Annotated in this window: 9 protein-coding genes; 3 read left to right on the top strand and 6 right to left on the bottom strand. The window is 73.2% G+C overall.

Annotated features, from left to right (window positions below):
* The coding region (locus AB0I76_RS19210; RefSeq protein ID WP_357036996.1) for a hypothetical protein at nt 1-201 on the top strand (201 nt) is incomplete at its 5' end.
* Nucleotides 202-241: 40 nt separating this feature from the next.
* Here AB0I76_RS19210 and AB0I76_RS19205 read toward each other — a convergent pair.
* Together AB0I76_RS19205 and AB0I76_RS19200 are read right to left on the bottom strand one after the other, a co-directional pair.
* Nucleotides 242-1,096 (bottom strand): ABC transporter permease, encoded by an 855-nt coding sequence (locus tag AB0I76_RS19205; RefSeq protein WP_357036993.1) that lies wholly within the window; start codon nt 1,094-1,096, stop codon nt 242-244.
* Nucleotides 1,093-2,109 carry an ATP-binding cassette domain-containing protein gene (locus AB0I76_RS19200; RefSeq protein WP_357036990.1) on the bottom strand — a complete coding sequence of 339 codons (1,017 nt, stop codon included), beginning with the start codon at nt 2,107-2,109 and terminating at the stop codon, nt 1,093-1,095. Before AB0I76_RS19200 ends, AB0I76_RS19205 begins: the two co-directional genes overlap by 4 nt.
* A gap of 185 nt (nt 2,110-2,294) precedes the next feature.
* Here AB0I76_RS19200 and AB0I76_RS19195 point away from each other — a divergent pair, with 185 nt between their 5' ends.
* Nucleotides 2,295-2,801 (top strand): GNAT family N-acetyltransferase, encoded by a 507-nt coding sequence (locus AB0I76_RS19195; protein WP_357036987.1) that lies wholly within the window; start codon nt 2,295-2,297, stop codon nt 2,799-2,801.
* 6 nt (nt 2,802-2,807) lie between these two features.
* Here the strand turns inward: AB0I76_RS19195 and AB0I76_RS19190 are convergent, their stop codons facing one another.
* From AB0I76_RS19190 to AB0I76_RS19175, 4 genes are all read right to left on the bottom strand, one after another.
* Nucleotides 2,808-3,794, bottom strand: a complete 987-nt coding sequence (locus AB0I76_RS19190) for an aldo/keto reductase (protein WP_357036984.1) — start codon at nt 3,792-3,794, stop codon at nt 2,808-2,810.
* A gap of 112 nt (nt 3,795-3,906) precedes the next feature.
* Nucleotides 3,907-4,758, bottom strand: coding sequence for an aldo/keto reductase (locus AB0I76_RS19185; RefSeq protein WP_357036981.1), 852 nt, complete (start codon nt 4,756-4,758; stop codon nt 3,907-3,909).
* 135 nt (nt 4,759-4,893) lie between these two features.
* A complete protein-coding gene (locus AB0I76_RS19180; protein WP_357036978.1) occupies nt 4,894-5,760 on the bottom strand; it encodes a hypothetical protein in 867 nt (288 codons plus the stop codon).
* Nucleotides 5,761-5,843: 83 nt separating this feature from the next.
* A complete protein-coding gene (locus tag AB0I76_RS19175; RefSeq protein ID WP_357036975.1) occupies nt 5,844-6,383 on the bottom strand; it encodes a DUF1697 domain-containing protein in 540 nt (179 codons plus the stop codon).
* 106 nt (nt 6,384-6,489) lie between these two features.
* Here AB0I76_RS19175 and AB0I76_RS19170 point away from each other — a divergent pair.
* Nucleotides 6,490-6,812: hypothetical protein (locus AB0I76_RS19170; RefSeq protein ID WP_357036972.1), on the top strand; the 323-nt coding region annotated here is incomplete at its 3' end.

Here is a 6,812-nt window from a genome sequence, read left to right as displayed (position 1 = left end):
GCCGCCGGACTGGCCGGCCGCACCCGCCGCCTGGGCGACGAGTCCGAGCGGGCCCGCAAGGCGGTGACCGGCCGGATCCGGGACACACTGCGTCGCATCGACGACCGGCACCCCGCGCTCGCCGCCCACCTGCGGGACAGCGTGTCCACCGGCAGCTCCTGCCGGTACCAGCCGGCCACACCGGTGCCCTGGCGGCTGTGACACCCGGGCGCCGCCGACGTCGACGGCGCCCGGGAGCCGGTCAACGGCGGTTGTAGCGGCGCATCGTCAGGGTGCCGAAGACGACCAGGAACCCCACGCTCCACAGCAGCATCCACATGGTGCTCGTCGGGTCCGACGTGCCGGCCATCGCCGCGCGGACCGCCGACACCAGCTGGGTGACCGGGTTGGCCTTGACGAACGCCTGGAGCCAGCCGGGCATCGTGACCGGGTCGACGAAGACGTTGCTGAGGAAGGTCAGCGGGAAGAGCACCATCATGCTGACGCCCATCACGGACTTCTCGCTGCGCAGCACCAGCCCGAAGAACGTCCACACCCACGAGAACGCGAACGAGAAGACCACCAGCAGGCCGATCCCGGCCACCACGCCCAGCGGCCCGCCCGCGGGCCGGAACCCCAGCGCCAGCCCGACGGCCAGCATGACGGTGGCGGCGAGGACGTACCGCAGCACGTCGCCGAAGATCATGCCGACCAGGGCGGCGGGCCGCCAGACCGGCAGCGTACGGATCCGGTCGAAGACACCCTTTTCGATGTCGGCGTTCAGCCCGACCCCGGTGTACATGGTGATCATGACGACGCTGCTGACCATGATGCCCGGCAGGAAGAACTGGAGGTAGTCACGCGGGCTGTCGGCGAGGGCGCCACCGAACAGGTACGTGAACATCAGCACCATGATGATCGGGAACGCCGTGACGTCGAACAGCTGCTCCGGCACGTGCTTGATCTTCAGCATGGCCCGCCACCCGAAGGTCAGCGACGCCGACAGCGCGCTGGGCCGGGGCGGCCGGGCACCGGGTGCCAGGACGGTCGACAGCGCCTCCGTCGAGGGCACGTAGACCGAGGGCGCGCGGCCGGTCGCGGTGGTCGTGTCGCTCATCGGGCTGCCTCCAGCTGCGCGTCCCGCCCCGAGTCGTCCGACGTGGCGGGGTGGTCGGTCAGGGCCAGGAACACCTCGTCCAGGCTGGGCTGGCCGAGGGAGAAGTCGTCGACCACGATGCCGGCGCGGGCCAGTTCCCCGAGGGCGCGGGCGGCCTGCTCACTGGCCTCCAGGTCGGTGCCGTCGCTGCCGACCCGGGCGGTCAGCGCCACCGGATCGGGTTCGAGCTGCACCGGGACGCCGAGCGCTGCCCGGAGGACCGCTTCGGCCTCGGTGCGCCGGGCCGGGTCGCGCAGTCGCAGGTGGACGGTGCCCGCCCCGACCGACGACTTCAACTCACCCGGGGTGCCCTCCGCGATCACCCGGCCGTGGTCGACGACGGCGATGCGCCCGGCGAGCTGGTCGGCCTCGTCCAGGTACTGCGTGGTCAGCAGCACGGTCGTGCCGTGCGCCACGACCGCCCGGACGATCTCCCACACCTGGTTGCGGCTGCGCGGGTCCAGGCCGGTCGTCGGCTCGTCGAGGAAGAGCAGGTCCGGGGTGTTCAGGATGCTCGCGGCGATGTCGACGCGGCGGCGCATCCCGCCCGAGTACTTCTTCACCTGCCGGCCGGCGGCCTCGGTCAGGCCGAACGCCGCGAGCAGCGCGTCGGCCCGCTGCCGGGCGGCGGGCTTGCGCAGCCCGAGCAGCCGGCCGAGGAGCACCAGGTTCTCCGCGCCGGTCAGGTCCTCGTCGACGGAGGCGTACTGGCCGGTCAGGCTGACCCGGCCGCGGACCGCGTCGGCCTCCTCGACCACGTCGTGCCCGAAGACCCGCGCCCGGCCCCCGTCGGGCCGCAGCAGTGTCGCCAGCACCCGGACGGCGGTGGTCTTGCCGGCCCCGTTCGGCCCGAGCAACCCGTACACGGTGCCGGCGGGGACCCGCAGGTCGATCCCGTCGAGCGCCCGGGTCTTCCCGAACGCCCGGGTCAGGCCCTCCGCCTCCACGGCGAGGCCGGTGGTGCGTCTGCTCATGATCTCCGCCCCTGTTCCGTTGTCCCGCAGGACGTGCGGGGCCGGTCGCCCCACACCCGGTCGGCGCCAGACGCCCCGCCAGATCGGATCTGGCGGACCCCGCGGGCCGGTCGGCGGCCGGAAATCCGCCGCGCGTGTCGGAGGTGGCTGCTTGAATTCGCGGCGACGGCGACGAAGGGGCGGGGATGGACGACGTGCGGATCGTACCGTGGAGCACCGCCGACCTGGACCTGTTGCGGCAGCTCAACGCCCCGGAGATCCGGGACCACACCGGCGGGCCGGAGACCGACGAGCAGGTCGTCGCCCGCAACGACCGTTACGCGCGGATGAGCGACACCGGCCCGAGCTGCATGTACGTGGTCGTGCTGCCGGACGGGTCGCGGGTGGGCAGCGTCGGCCACTGGGAACGGGAGTGGCGCGGCGCACAGGTGTGGGAGATGGGGTGGGCGGTGCTGCCCGCGTACCAGGGGAGGGGCCTGGCCACCGCCGCGGTGCTGGCGGCGGTGGACGCCGCCCGCGCCCGGCGGACGCACCGGTGGGTGCACGCCTACCCGTCGGTGGACAACGCGGCGTCCAACGCGGTCTGCCGCAAGGCCGGGTTCACGCTGCTCGGCCCGACGGAGTTCGAGTATCCTCCCGGCCGGATCATGCGCTCCAACGACTGGCGGCTCGACCTCACCGGGGGCCACTGACAGCCCTCACCAGGTGCCGTCGAGGCGCGCACGTTGCTCCGGGGTGAGGTCGAGGTCGACCGCCGCGAGACTCTCGTCGAGCTGCGCCACCGACGAGGCGCCGACCAGCGGGATCGCCGGCAGTTCCGCGCCGATCAGCCAGGCCAGCACCACCTGGTTGACCGTCGCGCCGGTCTCCGCCGCGACCTCCCGCAGCGTGGCCAGCCGTCGGGGAGTGCTCGGCAGGTCGTATGCGGGATCCAGCGGCTTGTCCGGCCGGGCGTACGAGCCCTTGAGCAGCGGCGAGTACGCGACCAGCGCCAGGTCCGGCTCGGCCCGCAGGTAGCTGAGCAGGTCGGCGCCCGCCGATCCGGGGTCGCCGTCCGGGTCCAGCGCGCTGGGCAGGTCGGGCCGGCGGTGCAGGTAGCTGTGGTGGTACTGGAGCACCTCGTACCCGGGCAGGCCGGCCGCCGCGGCCAGCGCGCGGGCCCGCTCCACCCGCCAGGCCCGGTGGTTGCTGGCTCCCAGCAGGCCCACCGTGCCCTCCGCGACCAGCTCCCCGAAGGCGCCGACGGTCTCCTCGAGCGGCACCGTGCGATCCTCGATGTGCGCGTAGAGCAGGTCCAGCCGGTCCACGCCCAACCGCTCCCGACTGCGCTCCGCCGACTCGCGGAGCACCTTCGCCGACAGCCCCTCGGCGTTGTCGGTGTAGCTGGTGCCGGGGGCGAGCGGACGGGCGCCGAGCTTGGTGGCGACGACGATCTCCGTGCCGACCCCCCGGCTGCGTCGCCACCGGCCGAGCAGTTCCTCGCTCTGCCCGCCCTGGCTCCCGTCGACCCAGAACGCGTAGTTGTCCGACGTGTCGACGAACGTGCCGCCGGCCTCGACGTACCGGTCGAGGATGGCGTACGAGGTGGCCTCGTCGGTGGCGCTGCCGAAGAGCATCGCGCCGAGGCTGAGCACGCTGACCTCGCGCCGGGTCGCCGGGTCCGTGCCGATCGTGCGGTACCGCATCAGTTTCTCCTCTCGTGCGGGCCTCCACCCTGGACCTTGGAGTGCACTCGAGGTCAAGCACGCCACCGCCCCCGGATCGGCGGTTCGACCCGGGGGCGGTACGGCGCGCCGGTCAGCTCGGGACGTAGTCGAAGGTGTCCGGGTTCGGGCCCTGCCGGCCGGCCTCGCCCCTGCCCAGCCCGGTGATCCGCTCCATCGTCGCGTCGTCCAGCTCGAAGTCGAAGATGCCGAGGTTCTCCTCGATCCGCTCGGGCGTGATCGACTTGGGGAAGACGATGTCGCCCCGCTGCACGTGCCAGCGCAGCACCACCTGGGCCACCGTCCGGCCGGTCTGCTCGGCGATGCCGACGAGCGTCGGGTCGTCGAGCACCTTGCCCTGCGCGATCGGCGACCACGCCTCGATGGCGATGCCGTTGGCCTTCGCGTACGCCCGGACCTCCTCGTTGCCGAAGTACGGGTGCACCTCGATCTGGTTCACCGCCGGCACCGTGTCCGTCTGGACGGCCAGCCGCTCCAGGTGCGCCACCTGAAAGTTGGACACGCCGATGGACCGGGCCCGGCCGTCATGCCGGAACTCCTCCAGGGTCTTCCAGGTGGACACGAAGTCTCCGTCGTACAGGGTCGGCAGCGGCCAGTGGATGAGGAAGAGGTCGATGTAGTCCATCTTCAACGCCGACAGCGTCGACTCGAACGCCCTGCGGGCGTCGTCGGGGCGGTGGAAGCCGTTGTTCAGCTTGCTCGTGATGTAGACGTCACGCCGGTCCAGACCGGACTCGCGCACGGCCTGTCCGACCTCCGCCTCGTTGCCGTACATCTCGGCGGTGTCGATGTGCCGGTAGCCGAGGTCCAGGGCGGTGCGCACGGCCCGGACGGTGTCCTTGGGCTCGATCTGGAACACCCCGAAGCCGAGCTGGGGGATGGTGTTGCCGTCGTTCAGGGTGATGTCGGGGATCCTGGTCGTCACTGTGGCTCCTCACCGTCGTCCGGAGCGGCCGGGGCGCGGTAGCGTTCCCACGCCGCCACCCGCCGTTCCATCCGGTGTGCGTACCCGCCCCGACGGGTCCTCTCACGGCCCCGGCAGGGTGATCCCCGATACGGCTCAGTCGGCCAGGTCTGCCGGCACGAGGTGCCGGACCAGGTCCTCGTCCGGCCGGTAGCCCGTGGCGCTGTGGATCCACTCGGCGGGGATGCCGGGCCGGTAGAACCGCACGTAGTCGACGTCGGCCTTCAGATCCGGGCTGGGTGCGGCGGACGTCCAGCTCGTGTAGGCGTTGATCCCCCACTGGAGGCGGGCCGGCAGGTCGGTGCGGTCGTAGCGGGCACCCACCCGCCACTGCCCGCCGGGCAGCCGGTAGAGGCTGACCACCGCGCCGCCGACCCGGGCCAGGGCCAGGTCGACCCAGCCGGGTGCGCCGCCCAGCAGTCGCAGCCGGGACTGCCCGTTGCGGGTCGTCTTCACCTCCAGTTGCGGTCGGCCACCGACGCCGGTGCCGGTGGTGATGAAGACCCAGTCGTCGACGTCCGCGCCGGGGACCCGCAGCATCAGGCCCGCCAGCGAGTACGGCTTGCCCGGCACCTCGGCGTTGCGCCCGGCGGCCCGGACCCGGGCCACCATCAGCACGTCGCCCTCGCGTTCCTGGAACAGGTACGGCGCCCGCAGCCGCTCGAACCAGGCGCTCACCTTCGGCTCGACGTGCAGGGCGCCGGTCTCGGTGCGCCCGACGTCGTGCGCCAGCAGGTCGTTGCGACCGCCCTCGACCTCGTGCAGCCACCGCCAGCCGGACAGGCCGCCCGCGTCGAACTCGGTGCCGTCCAGCTTCACCGGAGGGCTGGCGGCGACGCCGGACGGTGCTGCGCTGCCGGTGGCCGGTGGTCCGCTGCCGACCGGCTCCGGGACGGTGGTGGTGGTTCCGCAGGCGCTGAGCAGCAGCACCACGGCGGCGGCCCGCACGATCAGTCGTGGCACGGGTGGCTCCCTTCGTCGGTCGACGAGGGAACGCGGTGGCCCGCCGGTCCGGTGGGCGACCGCCGCGAGCCGTGGCCGAACCGTTACGGCGCCGCCAGGTCCGCCAGCGCGCGCACCGACCGCCAGTTCCGGGTGGTCGCCACGACGCCGAGCTTCTTCTCCAGGTACGCGTTGGTGAACCGCGACCGGCCGTAGCCCCCGTCGGGATAGTGCAGGAAGACCTCCCGGCCGCTGACCGTGAACGCGACGTTCTCGCCGCCCGGCACGGCGAGGGCGTCCACCGCTGCCCGCTCCGGTGCGGTGGCCAGGAACGCCACCAGCAGCCGGGTCGGGTCCTCCTCCCGGTCGGCGTACGGGTTGCCGCCGGCCACCGCCGCCATCTCCCGGCCGCTGCGCACCAGCACCGGCACGGTCAGCCCCAACTCGTCGGCGATCGCCCGCTCGATGCCCCCGGCCAGCGCCTCCGCGTCGCGCACGCTGCTGCCGAAGACCACGTTGCCGCTCTGCAGGTACGTCTTCACGTCGTCGTGGCCCAGGTTCGTGACCAGCCGCCGCAGGTCGGCCATGCCGACCTTGGCACCACCGACGTTGACCCCCCGCAGCAGGGCGATGTACCTGTCCATCGTTGACCTCCCGGCTCCGACCGCCATCCTCGCGCATCCGGGCGTTCACCGGGGGTAGGCCGTCCGGCGGGCGGCGGGCGTGGCCGCGAGTGGCTAGCGTCGGGGCATGTCCGCACGCATCGCCGGCCTGACGCTCGCCGTCGTCGCGGCGGCGCTGTGGGCGGTCGGGATGACCGTTCTGCAACCGCTGACCGAGCCGATCGGCCCCTGGCCGGAGACGCTGCCTCCCATCGACACCTACTGGGCGCGCGACCTACGCTTCGCCGCGATCGTCGCGGCCGTGCTGGGCCTGGTGCTCGCCGGGCGGGGCGACCGGCGGTGGTCCGCGCCCGCGGTGGTGCTCGGCGGGCTGTGGGCCGCCGCCGACGTCGCGGTGGACCGCGTCGACCCGGACGGCGCCGGTCCGACCGTCCTGCTCGCCGCCGCCGG

This window comes from Micromonospora sp. NPDC049799, from assembly GCF_040656655.1.
GTDB lineage: Bacteria > Actinomycetota > Actinomycetes > Mycobacteriales > Micromonosporaceae > Micromonospora.
Note: the sequence above shows the minus strand (reverse complement) of the source record. Positions and strands in the feature narration are given on the sequence as shown.